Source organism: Faecalibacterium tardum (assembly GCF_040096515.1).
GTDB lineage: Bacteria > Bacillota > Clostridia > Oscillospirales > Ruminococcaceae > Faecalibacterium > Faecalibacterium tardum.
The window spans coordinates 1-529 of record NZ_JBBMEO010000110.1 but is presented as its reverse complement, the minus strand read 5'-3'; the positions used below and the strand labels follow the sequence as shown (position 1 = coordinate 529).

Here is a 529-nt window from a genome sequence, read left to right as displayed (position 1 = left end):
CATGAATAGAAGGATTGTCTATTTTTCTTCTTCCAAAGATAATAGAGGACTTTGCTGTACTCTTTCACCCAACGATAAATCGTAGTATGACAAACATTTATTCATGGAAAATGGACGAAACCTATATCAAAATTAAGGGACGTTGGCATTATCTTTATCGTGCAATTGATGCGGACGGCTTAACCTTAGATATCTGGTTACGAAAGAAACGGGATACGCAAGCAGCCTATGCTTTCTTAAAACGACTCCATAAACAGTTTGGTGAGCCGAAAGCAATTGTGACCGATAAAGCACCTTCTCTTGGCTCCGCCTTTAGAAAGTTACAGAGTGTGGGTTTATATACTAAGACAGAGCACCGAACTGTGAAGTATCTTAACAATTTAATAGAACAAGACCATCAACCTATTAAACGACGGAATAAATTTTATCAAAGTCTCCGTACAGCCTCTTCCACGATTAAGGGCATGGAGACCATTCGAGGAATATATAAAAAGAACCGAAGAAATGGAACGCTCTTCGGCTAGATCGG

General features: G+C 39.3%; 1 protein-coding gene. It reads left to right on the top strand.

Annotated elements, in window-relative coordinates; all coding sequences use genetic code 11:
- The first annotated feature begins 86 nt into the window (after window positions 1–86).
- Window positions 87–524, top strand: a complete 438-nt coding sequence (locus WMO44_RS15010; protein WP_349153058.1) for an IS6 family transposase — start codon at window positions 87–89, stop codon at window positions 522–524.
- Window positions 525–529 lie beyond the last annotated feature (5 nt).